Source organism: Streptomyces sp. NPDC041796 (assembly GCF_055590785.1).
Genome location: NZ_JBVJAH010000024.1, coordinates 65,905 through 79,401 on the forward strand (window position 1 = coordinate 65,905; position 13,497 = coordinate 79,401).

Annotated in this window: 29 protein-coding genes and 1 pseudogene; 29 read left to right on the plus strand and 1 reads right to left on the minus strand. The window is 71.2% G+C overall.

The genetic code is table 11. From position 1 onward, the window contains the following. Positions 1-168: 168 nt before the first annotated feature. The 29 genes and pseudogenes from ACZ6C1_RS33350 to ACZ6C1_RS33490 all read left to right on the plus strand — a co-directional run bounded on the left by ACZ6C1_RS33350 (position 169) and on the right by ACZ6C1_RS33490 (position 12,558). Entirely contained in the window at positions 169-702 is a 534-nt protein-coding gene (locus ACZ6C1_RS33350; protein WP_469246210.1) for a hypothetical protein, read from the plus strand. Next, positions 692-1,045 carry a hypothetical protein gene (locus ACZ6C1_RS33355; RefSeq protein WP_469246211.1) on the plus strand — a complete coding sequence of 118 codons (354 nt, stop codon included), beginning with the start codon at positions 692-694 and terminating at the stop codon, positions 1,043-1,045. Before ACZ6C1_RS33350 ends, ACZ6C1_RS33355 begins: the two co-directional genes overlap by 11 nt. Positions 1,046-1,247: 202 nt before the next feature. After that, complete coding sequence (locus ACZ6C1_RS33360) at positions 1,248-1,586, plus strand: hypothetical protein (RefSeq protein ID WP_469246212.1); 339 nt, start codon at positions 1,248-1,250, stop codon at positions 1,584-1,586. A gap of 126 nt (positions 1,587-1,712) precedes the next feature. Further along, positions 1,713-2,162, plus strand: coding sequence for a hypothetical protein (locus tag ACZ6C1_RS33365; protein WP_469246213.1), 450 nt, complete (start codon positions 1,713-1,715; stop codon positions 2,160-2,162). 14 nt (positions 2,163-2,176) lie between these two features. Next, a complete protein-coding gene (locus ACZ6C1_RS33370; RefSeq protein WP_469246214.1) occupies positions 2,177-2,485 on the plus strand; it encodes a hypothetical protein in 309 nt (102 codons plus the stop codon). Then, positions 2,485-2,796 carry a hypothetical protein gene (locus ACZ6C1_RS33375; protein ID WP_469246215.1) on the plus strand — a complete coding sequence of 104 codons (312 nt, stop codon included), beginning with the start codon at positions 2,485-2,487 and terminating at the stop codon, positions 2,794-2,796. The genes ACZ6C1_RS33370 and ACZ6C1_RS33375 overlap by 1 nt, the downstream gene beginning before the upstream one ends. Continuing rightward, positions 2,793-2,924 (plus strand): hypothetical protein, encoded by a 132-nt coding sequence (locus tag ACZ6C1_RS33380; protein ID WP_469246216.1) that lies wholly within the window; start codon positions 2,793-2,795, stop codon positions 2,922-2,924. Before ACZ6C1_RS33375 ends, ACZ6C1_RS33380 begins: the two co-directional genes overlap by 4 nt. Next, positions 2,921-3,505, plus strand: a complete 585-nt coding sequence (locus ACZ6C1_RS33385; protein WP_469246217.1) for a hypothetical protein — start codon at positions 2,921-2,923, stop codon at positions 3,503-3,505. Before ACZ6C1_RS33380 ends, ACZ6C1_RS33385 begins: the two co-directional genes overlap by 4 nt. After that, positions 3,502-3,807, plus strand: coding sequence for a hypothetical protein (locus ACZ6C1_RS33390; protein WP_469246218.1), 306 nt, complete (start codon positions 3,502-3,504; stop codon positions 3,805-3,807). The genes ACZ6C1_RS33385 and ACZ6C1_RS33390 overlap by 4 nt, the downstream gene beginning before the upstream one ends. Beyond that, positions 3,800-4,135, plus strand: coding sequence for a hypothetical protein (locus tag ACZ6C1_RS33395; protein ID WP_469246219.1), 336 nt, complete (start codon positions 3,800-3,802; stop codon positions 4,133-4,135). The genes ACZ6C1_RS33390 and ACZ6C1_RS33395 overlap by 8 nt, the downstream gene beginning before the upstream one ends. After that, positions 4,128-4,313, plus strand: a complete 186-nt coding sequence (locus ACZ6C1_RS33400; protein WP_469246220.1) for a hypothetical protein — start codon at positions 4,128-4,130, stop codon at positions 4,311-4,313. The genes ACZ6C1_RS33395 and ACZ6C1_RS33400 overlap by 8 nt, the downstream gene beginning before the upstream one ends. Continuing rightward, positions 4,313-4,576 (plus strand): hypothetical protein, encoded by a 264-nt coding sequence (locus tag ACZ6C1_RS33405; protein WP_469246221.1) that lies wholly within the window; start codon positions 4,313-4,315, stop codon positions 4,574-4,576. The genes ACZ6C1_RS33400 and ACZ6C1_RS33405 overlap by 1 nt, the downstream gene beginning before the upstream one ends. After that, positions 4,573-5,136: a hypothetical protein gene (locus ACZ6C1_RS33410; RefSeq protein ID WP_469246222.1), complete on the plus strand. Its 564-nt coding sequence runs from the start codon at positions 4,573-4,575 to the stop codon at positions 5,134-5,136. The genes ACZ6C1_RS33405 and ACZ6C1_RS33410 overlap by 4 nt, the downstream gene beginning before the upstream one ends. 134 nt (positions 5,137-5,270) lie before the next feature. Beyond that, positions 5,271-5,501: pseudogene (locus ACZ6C1_RS33415) on the plus strand (WhiB family transcriptional regulator); the annotation flags it as partial. Between the two features lie 362 nt (positions 5,502-5,863). Further along, positions 5,864-6,679 (plus strand): hypothetical protein, encoded by an 816-nt coding sequence (locus ACZ6C1_RS33420; RefSeq protein ID WP_469246223.1) that lies wholly within the window; start codon positions 5,864-5,866, stop codon positions 6,677-6,679. Next, the gene (locus tag ACZ6C1_RS33425; protein WP_469246225.1) at positions 6,676-7,170 is read left to right on the plus strand and encodes a single-stranded DNA-binding protein; all 495 of its coding nucleotides are present in this window, start codon (positions 6,676-6,678) and stop codon (positions 7,168-7,170) included. The genes ACZ6C1_RS33420 and ACZ6C1_RS33425 overlap by 4 nt, the downstream gene beginning before the upstream one ends. Positions 7,171-7,646: 476 nt before the next feature. Next, a complete protein-coding gene (locus ACZ6C1_RS33430; protein WP_469246226.1) occupies positions 7,647-8,171 on the plus strand; it encodes a DUF3560 domain-containing protein in 525 nt (174 codons plus the stop codon). Between the two features lie 10 nt (positions 8,172-8,181). Next, a complete protein-coding gene (locus ACZ6C1_RS33435; RefSeq protein WP_469246227.1) occupies positions 8,182-8,469 on the plus strand; it encodes a hypothetical protein in 288 nt (95 codons plus the stop codon). Between the two features lie 66 nt (positions 8,470-8,535). Further along, complete coding sequence (locus ACZ6C1_RS33440) at positions 8,536-8,985, plus strand: hypothetical protein (RefSeq protein ID WP_469246228.1); 450 nt, start codon at positions 8,536-8,538, stop codon at positions 8,983-8,985. A gap of 4 nt (positions 8,986-8,989) precedes the next feature. Continuing rightward, entirely contained in the window at positions 8,990-9,385 is a 396-nt protein-coding gene (locus tag ACZ6C1_RS33445) for a hypothetical protein (protein WP_469246229.1), read from the plus strand. Continuing rightward, positions 9,382-9,891 carry a helix-turn-helix transcriptional regulator gene (locus tag ACZ6C1_RS33450; RefSeq protein ID WP_469246230.1) on the plus strand — a complete coding sequence of 170 codons (510 nt, stop codon included), beginning with the start codon at positions 9,382-9,384 and terminating at the stop codon, positions 9,889-9,891. Before ACZ6C1_RS33445 ends, ACZ6C1_RS33450 begins: the two co-directional genes overlap by 4 nt. Positions 9,892-9,957: 66 nt before the next feature. Continuing rightward, on the plus strand, positions 9,958-10,191 hold the full coding sequence (locus tag ACZ6C1_RS33455; protein ID WP_469246231.1) for a hypothetical protein: 234 nt from the start codon (positions 9,958-9,960) through the stop codon (positions 10,189-10,191). 38 nt (positions 10,192-10,229) lie between these two features. Beyond that, entirely contained in the window at positions 10,230-10,415 is a 186-nt protein-coding gene (locus ACZ6C1_RS33460; protein ID WP_469246232.1) for a hypothetical protein, read from the plus strand. Next, positions 10,412-10,783 carry a hypothetical protein gene (locus tag ACZ6C1_RS33465; RefSeq protein ID WP_469246233.1) on the plus strand — a complete coding sequence of 124 codons (372 nt, stop codon included), beginning with the start codon at positions 10,412-10,414 and terminating at the stop codon, positions 10,781-10,783. The genes ACZ6C1_RS33460 and ACZ6C1_RS33465 overlap by 4 nt, the downstream gene beginning before the upstream one ends. Next, positions 10,780-10,908 (plus strand): hypothetical protein, encoded by a 129-nt coding sequence (locus ACZ6C1_RS33470; protein WP_469246234.1) that lies wholly within the window; start codon positions 10,780-10,782, stop codon positions 10,906-10,908. Before ACZ6C1_RS33465 ends, ACZ6C1_RS33470 begins: the two co-directional genes overlap by 4 nt. Next, positions 10,905-11,141 (plus strand): helix-turn-helix domain-containing protein, encoded by a 237-nt coding sequence (locus ACZ6C1_RS33475; protein WP_469246235.1) that lies wholly within the window; start codon positions 10,905-10,907, stop codon positions 11,139-11,141. The genes ACZ6C1_RS33470 and ACZ6C1_RS33475 overlap by 4 nt, the downstream gene beginning before the upstream one ends. A 119-nt stretch (positions 11,142-11,260) precedes the next feature. After that, positions 11,261-11,779 (plus strand): nuclease-related domain-containing protein, encoded by a 519-nt coding sequence (locus ACZ6C1_RS33480; protein ID WP_469246236.1) that lies wholly within the window; start codon positions 11,261-11,263, stop codon positions 11,777-11,779. A gap of 150 nt (positions 11,780-11,929) precedes the next feature. Beyond that, entirely contained in the window at positions 11,930-12,163 is a 234-nt protein-coding gene (locus ACZ6C1_RS33485; RefSeq protein ID WP_469246237.1) for a hypothetical protein, read from the plus strand. 56 nt (positions 12,164-12,219) lie between these two features. Beyond that, complete coding sequence (locus ACZ6C1_RS33490) at positions 12,220-12,558, plus strand: DUF6233 domain-containing protein (protein ID WP_469246238.1); 339 nt, start codon at positions 12,220-12,222, stop codon at positions 12,556-12,558. Between the two features lie 15 nt (positions 12,559-12,573). On the opposite strand, the gene ku is transcribed toward ACZ6C1_RS33490, so the two are convergent. After that, the gene (gene ku / locus ACZ6C1_RS33495) at positions 12,574-13,461 is read right to left on the minus strand and encodes a non-homologous end joining protein Ku (protein WP_469246239.1); all 888 of its coding nucleotides are present in this window, start codon (positions 13,459-13,461) and stop codon (positions 12,574-12,576) included. Between the last annotated feature and the right edge of the window lie 36 nt (positions 13,462-13,497).

Below are 13,497 nucleotides of genomic sequence, written 5' to 3' on the forward strand. Positions count from 1 at the left end.
GTTGATCACTTGCGACTATCTGTTCAACAGGTGACTAGTTCGTGCCACACTGGGGCGTCCGGAATGAACCCGGAGTGACAGCCTCCGGCCACCGGCGCGCGCCCCGGAGTCCTCACGCCCCGTTACGCACCGCGCCCCATCGGCCGGCCTGAGGGAACGGGGACACCCATGGGCGAGGACACCGACACACCAGCAGCCCGACTGCGCCTCCTGCAAGACGAGTTCGTCACCCCGCGGCGGAGCGGCCGCGCCGAGCGCTCCGCCCCCACCGCCACCGCGGTCACCCCCGTAGTCCTCGACGTGATCGACCACATGGCCGCATCCGTCAACGAGGTCGTCGCCCATACCCGCGCGCACGTACCCGACGCCGGTCCGATCCCCGCCGACCGGACCGGCATCTACGACTGGGCGCGCGAACACACCGATCACCTAGAGCCGGAACTGCAGCGCGTACGGGAGACGGTCATCTACCGTCAGGGCCTCGAGCACGCCATCCAGGCCGGCGACACCAAAGTCGTCCGCACCCATCCCTGCCGCGCGTGCGGCTGCGTCGGCCTGTTCTGGGACCGCGCCACCCGCAAAGCGGTCTGCGTCAACCAGCGCTGCATCAGCCCCAAAGGGCTGACGAACACCTGGACGCTCAGCCAGATCGCCGAGGACCACATCCGGCGCCAGGAAACCCGCCGATTCCGTGCAACCTGACCGGCCCCTCGCCGGTCTAGCTATCACCACACACAACTACATCACCCTCAACACCCGTATCGGCCGCCGTCAGCTGCGAACTGCGACCGTCGATCTGGGAGCCCGCGTGGCCATCGAGACCCTCACACCCGCCCCACAGCCGGTAGCCAGCGACCTGCACCCCCTGCACGTCATACACGAACTCCTCGCGGAGACGGGCCACCCCGTCTCGCTCACCACCCTGAGGAGATGGAAGAAGCATTACGGCCTGAAGACCGTACGGATCAACCGCGCCGACTATGCGAGCTTCACGGACGTCCTGGTACTGCACCGGGACCTGGTCCTGAAACGGGACGGCCTCTGAAGCGCCGGCCGCGACCCCCCTCGTCTGCGTAGTTCCACAGCCCCTGCCCCCGACCGGGTGGGGGCTTTCTCATACCCGGACGTCATAATGCATTGCGCACGCCATGCGTTATGTGTCATGCTGGCAGGGCCGAACCAACCCCGGCACACAGCCGAAGGGTTGGAGCAATCCCACCTGTGAGGTCCCCATGGCCACTGCCGTGATGTCGCACACCCAAAACCAGGGCACCGCCAACTACACCCACCTCACCCCCCAGCAGCAGACCACCCTCGACGCCATCTGGGCACAGGCCGACAGCACCATCGACGCGGGCACCTACAACACCCTCATGGCCGCCGCCGCCCAGCTCGCCGGGATCACCACCAGCCACGACGGCCAGTCCATCGAGATCGTCCGCTGCGCCTGCCCCTGCTGGTGCCCCGTCATCCTCGACACCTCCCTCCCCGGCCTCCACCACGCCGGCGACAACACCGGCTACAGCCTGCCGCTCCTGCAGTGCCCCGACTGCGCCGACGCCCACCCCGTCGACCACGAGCACTAGCCCCCCAAAGCCCCCCGGCCCCGGGTCGAGCCACCGCGCGCACCACCAAGGCGCTGGCCGCTCCCCGGGGCCGGGTGAAAGACCACCTCCACCGCACCACCCCGTACGCCGAACCGGGAGACCGCCATGCCCACCACCAAGCGCATCCACGAAAAGGTCGCCATCCACATCCGCTGCCGCGGCCTGCACACCGGCCCCCAGTTCGCCGCCCCCGGACCCCGGCCCCGGCTCGACATCTGCGCCGCCTACTACCTCGTCGCCGAAGGCGGCCCCGTACCGCCGGAGTTCTACACCGACGAGACCGCGGCCATCCGCCTCATCCAGTGCAGCGCCCTCACCATGCGCGCCCTGCGGGAACTGTCCGCCGCCCTCGACACCGACCCGTGCGTCACCACGATCGCCCCCGGCGTCGACGTCCCGGACTACATCGAGCACGTCTCCCACTGGGCCGCCACCCCCGCCCTCGGCGAGACCCGCCCGCCCACCGAGTCGGAGGTCATCGGCCGCATCCTCCGCGTCGCCGGCACCCACCCCTCGGTCCTCGCCCACGTCCCCCACCAGCGGCACGCCGCCTGACCCCGGAGCCCTCTATGGCCACTGCACGCGACCAACTCCGCAGGTACGTCCATCTCCTCGCCGACTCGTGGACGGCGCCGAACAGCACCGACGAACGCACGGACCGTCTGTACGAAGCGATCCGGAAGGAGGTTCTGCAAGACGCCGCCGCACAGCAGCCGACCAGCCAACCCGACCGGGTCGAGCACGGCATGCGAATGCCGAACGGCGACGTCTGGCTCACCACATACACCTTCCCGCACGACCGCGAACGCCTGCTCCAGCAGGGCGCGGTCCGGGTACAGCGCACCGTCCGCTACGGACCCTGGACGGACGCCGACTGATGCCCCGCTACTCCAAGCGCCCCGCCGCCGACCACCATTCCCGCGCCAGCGAAATGCGCGCCCACCCCAACCAGTGGCAGCACGTCCACACCTACCGCGCCAGCTACGGCGCCGCCTCCGTCGCTTCACACATTCGCAGCGGCGGACTGGGCGGCGTCTACGCCCCGCCAGGCGCCTTCGAGGCCCGCACCGAGATGGTCGACGACGGCACAGCGGTCTACGCCCGCTACGTCGGCGAGGACGGCATCTGGGCCGACGCCATCCGCAGCCTCCACACCCCCCAGCAGGAGCCGACGGACGAGGCAGCGTGACCGGACCGGAGTACATCGCCACCGCTATCGGCGTCATCGCCGCCGCCATGATCTGGGCCTCCCAGCACGGCCTCGGCACCCGCACCACCCCCGACCCCCAGGACCCTCCGGACGGAGAACCGCCGTGAGCACCAAAACCCGCGCCCGCCGCAACCGCACCCCCAAGCCCAAGACCGGCCGCCCTCAGAACCACCTCACGGTCGTCGACCTCCGTCACCCCCTCCCCACCCGCCGCACCCGCGCCGTAGGCCCCGCCACCCCCGCCGAACTCGCCGAAGGCCACGCCGCGCTCGCCGCCGCCTGGTGCCGCCTCCCCATACCCACCCGCGCCTGGCACGCCACCACCGCCACCGGCGCCAGCACCCACCTCGGCGACACCCTCCTCGTCCACGCCGGCGGCCACACCTACTCCTTCACCGCCTGGACGCCCTGCCCCAACGGCGCCCACCACATTGCCACCGTCACCGACCAGGCCACCCTCCACACCGCCCGCCTCGCTGCCGCCGACTGCACCAGCACCCACGCCCCCACCTGCGCCGCCGAAGCCCTCCACCGCGGCGTACAGGCCCCGCCCGCCCCCGAACCGGCCGCCGTCCGGAACCTCGCCCAGGCCTTCCGCCACGACACCGAACGCACCCAGGAACTCGACGTCGCCGAACTCCGGGCCGCCGCCGACAACGACCAGCCGAAGGAGCACCCCCAGACGTGAACACCAAGCTGATGGTCGTCATCAACGACAAGTCGGTCCCCCTGGACGCGTGCGGCTGGCTCCAGCGTGAGAAGTGCGGCTGCATCATCGCCGCCCTCGTGGCCGTACCGAACCGCGGCACCGTCTACGCCACCGCTGAGCAGGCCCACCAGCACCTCAGCCGCACCAAGCGCGAACGCGACAAGGACGACCGCGCCGGGCGCTACATGGAGCTCATCACCATGCAGCACTACCGCGAGAACATCCGCGCCGACTGGGAGTGCACCGCCCACAAGCCCAATCCGGCGGCCAGCCGTGACTGACCACGACTACATCGCGCAGCTCGCCGCCACCCTCGAACTCGCCGCTGAGTTCCGCATCCCCTGCCCCGGCCACCCCTACGGCCACAACGTCGACCTCCGCGTCACCCGCCGCACCGACGGCCACGCCGACGGTTGGGCCGTCCTCGACGACGAAGGACACGCCTGGACCGGCACCGCCTGGCAGCACCGCACCGTCCTCGCCCGATCCGACATCTACCGCTACACCCGGGACGCCGCCCTCGCCGAGGCCATCCGCATCGCCCCCGCCCAGACCCAGGCGTTCCTCACCGCCGTGCGGCGACTGCGGGACGGGGCGCCCAGTGGCTGACCCGCTGGCCCTGGCCGCCGCCCTTCGCACCGCCGAGAACGAACTCTCCCGGTACCGCGCACTCCTCGCCCTCGTCGCCGCCTGGATCCACAACCCGGCCTACGACCACGCCACCCGGACCGCTCTCGCCCACCAGCTCGGCCTCCCTGCCCCCGCTCAGGAAAGGACCCACCGCTGATGCCCAGCTACCGGAACGCCTCCCGCAGCCGCGGCAACACCAAGCGCAACCGCAGCGGCAACAGCCCCGCCCCCGCCGACAGGTACCGGCTGATCATCACCCTGCCAAACGGAGCCACCCGCACGTTCCGCACCAGCGACCTCGCCCGCGCCCGCCGCATCGCCCAGACCAACGCCGACCGCGGAGCGCACGTCGACTTCCAGACCCGCTGCGGCTGGGACTACCAGACCACCCACACCTACCTTCCGGAGCCCGCCCCGTGACCACGCTCCCTACCGTCATCGGCCTTGACACCAGCCTCACCGCCACCGGCATCGCGTCCAGCAACGGCTGGTGCCACGTCGTCGGCTGGACCGACAAGAAGCGCCCGCTCACCAAGCTCCCCCACACCGAGCGCCTCGCCGTCATGGAGGAAGTCCGACGCGACATCATCCTCCACATCGGGCAGCCGGACCTCGCCGTCCTCGAACTCCCCGCCCTCTCCCGCGCCGGCGGAGGCGCCCACGAACGCGGCTGGCTCTGGTGGGAGATTTACAACTACCTCGCCGCCCGCGAGATCCCCATCGGCCTCATGTCGACCAACCAGCGCATGCTCTACGCCACCGGCAAGGGCGCCGCCACGAAGAACCTGATCGTCGACGCCGTAGCCCGCCGCTGGCCCGACTGGCCCACCGGCGGCGACGACAACGCCGCCGACGCCGTCGTCCTCATGGCCGCCGGCCGCGACGCCCTCGGCCACCCCATCACCCCCATGCCCCAGGCCCACCGTGCCGCCATCACCAAGGCCACCTGGCCCGCGACCCTCACCGGAGCCCTCGCATGAGCCTCAACGCGCCGTCCCAGGAGATCCGCCGTACCCGCCCCTTCGGTGCCACACCGCTCGTCAGCATCACGTGGACCGGCCCTCGGGCCACCACGACACCGACTCGTCGGCAGCCTGAGACTGACCCGGGCGCGGACTGGCGCCTCCGGGGCGAGTGCCGCAGCGCCGAGGACTTCGACCTGTTCTTCCCGGTCGGCAACGGCAACGAGGCCCAGGCGCAGACCGAGAAGGCGAAGGCCGTGTGCGGACGCTGCCCCGTCCGGCGGGAGTGCCTGAACTGGGCGCTGGACACCCAGCAGGACGACGGCGTCCTCGGCGGGCTGTCGGAGGACGAGCGACGGGCGCTGCACCGGCGGCACTCCCGGAAGTACAGGGCCGGGGCGCTGAGCGCGGCGGCGTTGATCGCGCAGTACCGGCGTGCCGAGTACGAGGAGCTGGCCAAGCAGGGCCTGCCGGCGTCGGAGATGGCGCGGAAGCTGCGGACGAACACGCAGACCGTGTACCGGGTCGCGGCGATCCTGGCCGGTGAGGTGCAGGTCGCGCCGGCGCGGCCCCGTCCGGCGATCGACAAGGTCCTGGTCCGCTGGCCGGAGGTGGAGCAGCTGCGCCGCGACGGCGTGCCGGCCCAGGCCATCGCGAAGCGCCTCGGCGTCGGCAGGAACGCCCTGTTCGACGCGCTGAAGCTGAAGCAGGCCCAGGCCGGCGCGGAGAACGAGGAGGCTGCGGCATGAGCCTCATGACGGCGGAGGAGCGGGGCGACATGGTGGAAGACCTGCTGCCCACGGCCGCGAACCTGGTGGCCCTCGTGCACGGCGACGGCGGGCCGCGGGACATCCACCAGGCCCTCGCCCGGCTGAACGCGACACAGAAGGAGGCGCTGCTGGTCATGCTGGCCGCGCTGGTCGACCCGGACCAGCCGATGAGCCGGGCCCTGGGGTGGGTCGACTTCGACGAGCACGGCCGGACCATCGTGCCCCCGGCGTGGCAGCAGCACGCCACGCTGCGGGACCTTGCCCCCGAGCCGGAGCTGGAGGACGACGACACCTACGTCGACGAGGTCGCTGTGCAGCAGTACCTGGCCGGGAAGCGGATCCGGGTCAGGCGCCGGGAGCGCCTGGTGGCGATCGCGGCGGGGGTCCGGCGCGGCATGACCTACCTGGAGTTCGACGCGATGCACGGGCTGAAGGACAACTCGACGGCGACGTTCGTCAGCCGGATGCGTAAGCGGTTCGCCGAGTCGGGTGAGGCGTTCCCGATCCCGGAGCGCCCGGGCAAGGGCACGGCGCTGTTGACCGACGCTCAGGTCGTGCAGATCCGGGAGCAGTACGCCGCTGGCGGGGTGACGGATCTTGAGCTGGGCTTGCAGTACGGCGTGTCCCGCAAGGTCATCAGCAGTCTGCTGTCTGGTACGAGCCACCCGGACGCGGGCGGCCCGATCCGCCCGAAGCGGGTCAACAAGCCGGGCAAGGCGACGCGTGAGGTGTGGGGGCGCGGGCAGGCCGCGTTCACCCCGAACGACGAGACGAAGGAAGTGGCGGCATGAGCGGCGAGACCGTGATCACCGTGGTCGGCAATCTGGTGGACGAGCCGGAGCTGCGGTTCACCCCGCAGGGCGTGGCGGTGGCGAAGTTCCGGGTGGCGTCTACCCCGCGGACGTTCAACAAGCAGACGAACGCGTGGGAGGACGGGGAGAGCCTGTTCCTGTCGTGTTCGGTGTGGCGGCAGGCGGCGGAGCACGTGGCTGAGTCGCTGGCGAAGGGGATGCGGGTCATCGTGCAGGGGCGGTTGAAGCAGCGGTCGTACGAGGACCGTGAGGGGGTGAAGCGCACGGTGTTCGAGCTGGACGTGGAGGAGGTGGGTCCGAGTCTGCGGAACGCGACGGCGGCGGTGACGAAGGTGTCGGGTGGCGGGCGGGCGCAGTATGAGCAGGCGAAGAAGGCGCAGTCTGCGGAGTCGGTGCAGGATCCGTGGGTGTCGTCGACGCCGGGGACGCAGCAGGCCGGCGGTGGTCATTCGGATGAGCCGCCTTTCTGAGGAGCAGGGTGTGTGGTGTGGGGCCCGGTCCCGGGTGGGGCCGGGCCCTTTTGTGTGCCCCGAACCGGCATAACGCATTGCGTAAGCCATGCAATATGGGTACGCTCGTAGAGCCGACAACGCACGAGCGGAGAACCCGAAATGCCGAACTGCGACTGCGGAGCCTGCTGCAACGACTGCGGCGGCCACGACACCAACTGCGACAGCCAGCAGAGCGAACCCGACGACGCCAGCGCCCACTACTGGCTCTGACCCAAGCCCGGGTCTCCCCGCCCCCCTTCGCGGAGACCCGCCGCCGTCCCGCCCGCCCGGCCCCCCTCCCGGCGCCCGGGACGGCACCAGGGAGGGGACACGCACCACCCCCACCGCAGGTGCGTGTCTCCTCTCCCCCCACCCCTGATCGGGCCGCCCGCCCAGAACCACGGTTTCGCAGCCCGGGCGGGCGGCCCACCACACGGACACCACGGAGAGCCGGCATGGACGACCAGCAGGCCGTAGCCCAGCGCAAGCAGACAGAGGCCGAAGCCGCGCAGAAGCGAGCGGACGAGCTTCGTGAACGGGCCGATCGCATGTCGGAGCACGCGAACGGGATGTACGGCCGGTTCGCTGGCGGGCAGCCCCTCCTCGTCGGCCATCACTCCTACCGGTCCGCCGTACGCGACCGCGCCCGCGCCGACAACGCCACGCGCCGCGCCATAGAGGCGCGCAAGGAAGCAGAACGGGCACAGGAAAAGGCAAACCGGCTCCGTATCGAAGCTGGCCTTGCCGCCACCGCAGCGTCACGTAGCAGGCCGTGGCAGCGCTCCGACTTCCGTCCCGGTGACATCGTCACCATCCGCACCCACCGGGTCTCCACGGACTTGTACCGGGTCAAGAGGGCCAATCCCAAGACGCTGACGCTCGAGGGGCCCGGAGGCGGCTTCGACGACCCGAAATGCGAATACGGCCGGGTCTTGTCCCGCACCCGCGATGACGTGACCGTCACCAGCCCCGCCGACTGAGGGGCAAGCCATGGACACCACCCGGCAGGCGTGCTGCGCCTCATGCGACGAGCTACGCCGCCAGCTCGAGACGCCCACCGAGCACTACCAGGACCTCCACGCCGGTGACGCGGTGACCGTCCAGCTCCGGGCCGGCGACCAGATCGTCGTCCAGTGGACCGACCAGGCCACCATCCCCGGCGTCGTTCAGTCGACGTGCGAGTTCGGGGCGCTCGTCTCCTGCCCCAAGCCGAACTCCACGGCCACGTTCGACCTGTACGTCCGGCACCGCAACGAGCACGGCCACTGGTACCGCTGACCGTCCCCGGCCGCCGCGACATCTGCTCTGACCACTCCGCCTCGTGCCCCGACCTGAGAGACGCCCATGCCCGACACCATCGCCGCCCGTAACCAAGCCACCCAGGCCTGGAAGACCCGCCTCGCCTACCGACACCGCCAGCCCGCCGCCATCGAGTGGACCCAGGCCTCCGCCGCTGACGGTTCACCGCTGATCTCGGGCCGGATCGACAGTCCGGACGCTGAGGACCTCCTGCTGCTGTTCGTTCGAGAAGGAGCCCTTCTCCTGTCGACGAACCAGGGGCCGTACCAGCAGCCGGCCTTCGACCACAGCCAGCCCGGTCGTGTCGCGTGCCTGTGGCGTACGGGCGGGGTGTGGGTGGAGCTGTGGCACCCCGACACCACGCCTACGCCGACCCCGGCTGTCATGCCAGCCCGCGCGTCGGCGTCCCGGCTCGCCGCTCTGCTCCGCACCCGCGCCGGTGACCGTCTCCCCGCCCGCCGCAACCGTCAGCCCGCCCTCACGAAGGAGAACTAGCCCCATGACCGACACGACATCTCAGACACCGGAGCAGCTCCTCGTCGACCTCGGCGAGCTCCACATCCGCACCCTCGTATCCCCGCAGCCGAAGCAGCCGGCCGCGCTGGGCTGGCAGGCCACCGCTGGATCCATGGCCGCCGGCTTCGCACGCACCCTGCACGCCCTGCTCGAGGTGGCGCCGGATAAGGCCGCCGAGATCACCGACTGGTTCCAGGGCCCCTTCGAGGAGGGCCCGGACCCGGAGGAGCACACGGATTGGCTCGAGCGCACGGTCGCGAAGAGTCCGGCCGTGCTGGAGCGGTGGGTCACCGAAGCCGAGGAACTGGCCGTGAAGGCGAAGGCCTCGACCGATGCGTGGGAGGCCAAGGGGGAGCCTCGCCCGGATGGTGCCCGGTGACCACACGCAAGACGCTGGGCCCGTCGCCGACTGGTGGCGGGCCCGTCCCGTACCTGACCGACGCACAGCAGCACCTCCTCCGGCGACTCGCCGAAGGGGCGCGCTGTACGGCCATCGCGCGTGAGCTGGACGTGTCCGACGTGACCCTGCGCGGCTACATGCACCGGCTTCGCGCTGCGCTCGGCGCCCTCACCAACGCGCACGCCGTGCACCTGGCCCATCAGCAGGGCCTGCTCGACCACTTGCCCACGCCGGGGCCGCGCCAGATCCCCGCTGCCGAGGTGGAAGTGCTCCGGTGCATTGCTGTCGGCCTGTCGAACGCTCTTATCGCGGCACGGTTGGGGCGCCCGGAGTACACGGTTGCGGAGCAGGTGCGCCGGCTCCGGCAGCGCCTGGGCGCGCGGGACCGCGGGCACGCGGTGGCGCTGGCGATGGCGGCGGGTCTCCTCACAGCGGAGGACGTCATCGGTACCTCCACCCTCCCCCCGATTCGACACACAGCGTAACGAAAGGCTCCCCTCCTTGGGGGGCGGGCGCCTACTCACTGTCACATCACGCTCGTGGAGGCCTCGATGAGCCCCAAGCACCGCGGATTCCTCGTCTACACCACCTTCGTCTTCACCATCGGCACCGTGAACGCCGCCATCTGGATCGCGGTGACGGGCGAGTACCGGCCTCCGATCTGGGCGACGTGCGCGGCGGCGGTGCTGTCGCTGCTGATAGCCGACCAGCTCGAGCGGTCCTGGGCCCGTCGGCACGCCCGCCGGGTCCGTGCCCGCGCGCACCGCAAGCAGGCCGGCCGGTGAGGCGCCCACGCGCCCGCTGCCGCGTGTGCCGTCGGCCCGTGGCCCTCACGCCTCGCGGCGTCGTCTGGACCCACGGCCGGCCCGACTGCCCGGGCTCCCGCCACCTGCCGTACGGCACGCCCGACACACGCCGCATCTGGCCTGCGAAGCACCGCGGCCACCGCGTCGCCCTCGTCGGCGGCGGCATCGACACCTGGACCGACAGCATCGAAGGAGCCACATGACCGAGCGATCTGTAGAGGCGCAGCTGCGCGCCGAGCTCCTCCTGGCCCGGCGCCACGCGCACACCACCGACGCCGAGCGCGCCGAGGTCGAGGCGCGGCTGCATGAGACGCGGGCTGCTCTCGAGCGGTCCAGCGCCCGCGAGGCCAGGACTCATGCCGCCGCGGTGAACGCTAATGCTGCGGTCGCGGAGGTACGGCGCCTGTGTGACCTGACGATCCAGTCGTCGGTCCGCGTCCAGGCTGTCGCCCAGGCCCAGGACACGCTGGCCGTCATCGACTCCTGCATGGCCGGAGAGACGGTGCCGGGAGACGCGGCGTGGGGCACGGTGTGGCTCCACGGGAACTGGCGGTACCTCACAGCCAGATGACGACGGCGGAGCGGGAGACGGCCGCCGACGCGGTCGCCCGCTGGTCGGCCGCCCTGCACGCGGACGACCCGGACATCGGGCCGGGTGAGCCGGAGGACCTGCGTTGGTGGAGGGACGACCGGTGAGCGGATACGTGCTGGACGTGGCGGAGCTCAACCGGCTCCTGGACGCCCAGCGTCTGGCCCGTGGCCTTACCTGGCGGGATGTGGCCTTGGCATGCGGCATTAGCCCGTCAACGCTGTCGCGGATGAAGGACGGGAAGCGGCCGGACGCGGATGCGCTGGTGACGCTTCTGGTATGGCTCGACATGGACACCGATATCGCGCGGGTGATCGCGCCGAAGGGGGAAGCGAAGTGACTGCTGGGGGGTCGGCTGCGGCGCGTGCGGCTGCGTTACGTGCCGGGGCGCGGCGGGGCTTATGGCGGCGGGTCCTGGCGTGGCTGGGGTGGAGCCGCGGGGCGGCTCGGGCGGACGCGGTGGCGGCGCGGTGGGAGCTGGGCGCGGCCGCGGAGGCGGAGACCGCGCGGGCCCTGGCCGCGCTAATGGCGCGGGGCTGGCATGTGCGGCACGACCTGGCGCTGCCCGGCTCGAGGGCGAACCTCGACCATGTGCTCGTCGCGCCGGACGGCACGGTGGTCGTGCTGGACACCAAGCGGTGGCACCGGGCATATCCGACCCAGCTGGTCGGCGGGCGGGTGTGCTGCGGGGTGCAGGACCGGCACGGGCAGGTCGAGGCGGTCGTCCGGTACGCGACCCGGGTGGCTGTGGCGCTGGGGCTGCCAGCGGGGTCGGTGTGGCCGCTGCTGGTGGTGCACGGCTCGACGGTGGCGGGAGGGTACCTGACGGTGCCGGTGGCCGGCTGTGCGGTGCCGGTGTACGTGCTGGGTGCGGAGCGGCTGCTGTCGACGCTGGCGGCTGCCCCGAAGGCGAGTGACCCGCGGCGCGCGGCGGCGGTCGCCGCGCGGGTGGATCAGGTGCTGCGCCCGTACGCCTGACCCTTCCCGGGTGCGGTGCGGGGGGCGTACGGTGAGACCTCATCTCCATGGGGGGCAGCCCACGGAGCGGCCCGGTATCCCTTCGGGGGTGCCGGGCCGCTTTTGTGTCTTGAGACGGGGTTGTCAGAGGTGCGGCTTAGGATCGCGGGCGTGGCGATCGAACTGACCGACGAATTGATCAGACTGAAGCGCGCGGTCGTGGCCGCGCGGGAGACGGCGACGGCCGGCGGGTACGACGCGGAGGCGTGGCGGCCGTGGCGGGAGGCTGCTGAGGAGCTGATGGCGGCAGTGACCGCGCACGCGGAAGCGACTGAGCAGAACCGGTACGAGGTGGAGCGGGAGCTGAATGTGCGGGTGCTGCATGCGGAGGCGGCGGGGTCCTGACCTGGGGCGGGTGCCTGCTGTGGGCGGGGGTGGCCCCTGCCTCTAGACTCGAACGTGTGTCCGATGATTTGCCGCCTGATCTGCCCCGTCTCCGTGTCATCGAGACGGCGGCCGTCCTGTACCTGGACCGGGTCCGCCGCAAGATCCACGAGCTGGAGCGGCAGCAGGCAGCGAGCGGCCGGCCCGTGGCCCGCCCTGACACCCGGTACCGGATGCAACGTGGCGTGGACGAGCACCGCGCCCCCATGAAACTGCACCTGGCCGGGTGCGCTCTCGGGAAGAACGGCGTCCCCATCGGTGAGCCCGAGGCGCGGCAGGCGCTGCTCGAGCAGGTCACGGCGTGCGGGATCTGCCGGCCGGACACCGAGCTGGGCATGCTCGACTACATGGGCTGACCCGCGGCACGGGTGTCAGCCGGCTTTGCGGGTCTTGCGGGCCGGGGCCTTCTTCGCCGTGGTCTTCTTGGCGGCCGTCTTCTTCGCCGGCGCCTTCTTTGGCATCTCGTGGACGGTGGCGTCCTCCCCGCGGGAGGCGCGTGCCTGCTCGACGGAGGCGTTGAGGGCGGCCATCAGGTCGACGACCTGCCCGGCTGGCTCCCCCTCGGCCGCGGGCTGCTCGGGCTTGCGGCCCTCGGACTTGGCGTTGATGACATCCTCGAGCGCCTGGCGGTACTCGTCGCGGAAGCCGCTGAGGTCGTCGGTGGTCATGGCGTCGATGAGCGCGATGGCGCTGTCGACCTCGGAGTCGTCGATGTCGGTGGCTGGCGGGGCGACGGCGGAGGAGTCACGGATCTCGTCCGGCCAGCGCATCGAGTGCAGGACGATCGCACCGTCCTGGACGCGGAGCAGCCCGAGGCGCTCCCGGCCGTGCCACGCATATTTGGCGATGGCGACCTTCGTGGCCCGCTCCAGGGCCTGCTGCAAGAGCCGGTAGGGCTTGGCCGCTACCTGGCCGTCAGCGGCGAGGAAATAGCTGTCCGAGATCCGGATGGGGTCGATGCTGTCGGCGGGGACGAACGCGACGACCTCGATGGCCTTCGCGGTGGGCAGCGGCATCTCCCGGAGCTCTGCGTCCGAGACGGGGATGACCTGCTCTTTGCCCCATTCGTAGCCCTTGCCGATCTCGTCCTGGGACAGCTCTTTGCCGTCGAGCTCGCACACCTTGCGGTAGCGGATGCGGCCCATGTCGGCGAGGTGGACCTGCTTGAAGCTGATGCTGTGGTCCTCGGTAGCGCTCACTGCCCGGCAGGGGATGGTCACCAAGCCGAACGAAATGGCCCCTGTCCAGACGGGTCGCATTGGGCACCTCCCAGGCTGCCCCCCTGGGTGCACGAC

Bases quoted from the DNA above. Each gene is read 5' to 3' on its own strand.
- ACZ6C1_RS33375 (WP_469246215.1), top strand. From the start codon at position 2,485: ATGCCCCGCTACTCCAAGCGCCCCGCCGCCGACCACCATTCCCGCGCC.
- ACZ6C1_RS33455 (WP_469246231.1), top strand. From the start codon at position 9,958: ATGAGCCCCAAGCACCGCGGATTCCTCGTCTACACCACCTTCGTCTTC.
- ACZ6C1_RS33430 (WP_469246226.1), top strand. From the start codon at position 7,647: ATGGACGACCAGCAGGCCGTAGCCCAGCGCAAGCAGACAGAGGCCGAA.
- ACZ6C1_RS33425 (WP_469246225.1), top strand. From the start codon at position 6,676: ATGAGCGGCGAGACCGTGATCACCGTGGTCGGCAATCTGGTGGACGAG.
- ACZ6C1_RS33420 (WP_469246223.1), top strand. From the start codon at position 5,864: ATGAGCCTCATGACGGCGGAGGAGCGGGGCGACATGGTGGAAGACCTG.
- ACZ6C1_RS33440 (WP_469246228.1), top strand. From the start codon at position 8,536: ATGCCCGACACCATCGCCGCCCGTAACCAAGCCACCCAGGCCTGGAAG.
- ACZ6C1_RS33360 (WP_469246212.1), top strand. From the start codon at position 1,248: ATGTCGCACACCCAAAACCAGGGCACCGCCAACTACACCCACCTCACC.
- ACZ6C1_RS33370 (WP_469246214.1), top strand. From the start codon at position 2,177: ATGGCCACTGCACGCGACCAACTCCGCAGGTACGTCCATCTCCTCGCC.
- ku (WP_469246239.1), bottom strand. From the start codon at position 13,461: ATGCGACCCGTCTGGACAGGGGCCATTTCGTTCGGCTTGGTGACCATC.
- ACZ6C1_RS33405 (WP_469246221.1), top strand. From the start codon at position 4,313: ATGCCCAGCTACCGGAACGCCTCCCGCAGCCGCGGCAACACCAAGCGC.
- ACZ6C1_RS33445 (WP_469246229.1), top strand. From the start codon at position 8,990: ATGACCGACACGACATCTCAGACACCGGAGCAGCTCCTCGTCGACCTC.
- ACZ6C1_RS33365 (WP_469246213.1), top strand. From the start codon at position 1,713: ATGCCCACCACCAAGCGCATCCACGAAAAGGTCGCCATCCACATCCGC.
- ACZ6C1_RS33470 (WP_469246234.1), top strand. From the start codon at position 10,780: ATGACGACGGCGGAGCGGGAGACGGCCGCCGACGCGGTCGCCCGCTGG.
- ACZ6C1_RS33350 (WP_469246210.1), top strand. From the start codon at position 169: ATGGGCGAGGACACCGACACACCAGCAGCCCGACTGCGCCTCCTGCAA.
- ACZ6C1_RS33465 (WP_469246233.1), top strand. From the start codon at position 10,412: ATGACCGAGCGATCTGTAGAGGCGCAGCTGCGCGCCGAGCTCCTCCTG.
- ACZ6C1_RS33435 (WP_469246227.1), top strand. From the start codon at position 8,182: ATGGACACCACCCGGCAGGCGTGCTGCGCCTCATGCGACGAGCTACGC.